At 69.6% G+C, this 583-nt stretch carries 1 pseudogene; it reads left to right on the forward strand.

Features of this window, described 5'->3' with window-relative positions:
• Positions 1-377, forward strand: a pseudogene (locus tag Mterra_RS22775) (hypothetical protein); the annotation flags it as partial.
• Positions 378-583: the final 206 nt, after the last annotated feature.

The raw sequence follows: 583 nt of genomic DNA on the forward strand, positions 1-583 counted from the left end.
ACCCCCTCGAGCCCCCCTTCAGCGTCATCGAGCCGCAACCCCGCCGCCGCAACGCGCTGATGTACCTGGGCGTGTTGCTGCTGGTCGTGGCCGTGGCGCTGGGGGTCTGGCTGTGGCCCCGCCCCGAGCCCGCGGTCAGCGGCTACGTGGTGGAGTTCCGCCTCGACCCCCCGGGCTCCCGCGGCCGCGTCGAGATCCTCGAGGCCCCCCCCGGCTCCACCCTGGAGAAAGAGCGCACCATCGCTGAAGTCCCCGGCCCCGTGCAGTTCGACAAGGCCGGCGCCTACCGCGTGCGCATCCGCGTGGACGGACGCGAGCCTAAAGAGGTGCTGCTGGACGTGCCGAGCCCGGGTGGGGTGACGATAAGGCTGCAGTGAGGGCCGGTGCCGGACGCTGATGGTCGATAGCTGATAGCCGATAGCTGAAGGCAAAACGCAAGACGCCGGGGGTCGTACGTCTTACGTCGTACGTCGTACGCGAAACGCGAGACGCCAAACGCAAGACGCAAGACGCCTTGTCACCCCCCTTAGCAAGGGGGGCCGGGGGGGATACACCCTCCCCGCGCGCGGGGAGGGTGTATCCC

This window comes from Calidithermus terrae (assembly GCF_003574345.1).
Taxonomy (GTDB): Bacteria; Deinococcota; Deinococci; order Deinococcales; family Thermaceae; genus Calidithermus; species Calidithermus chliarophilus.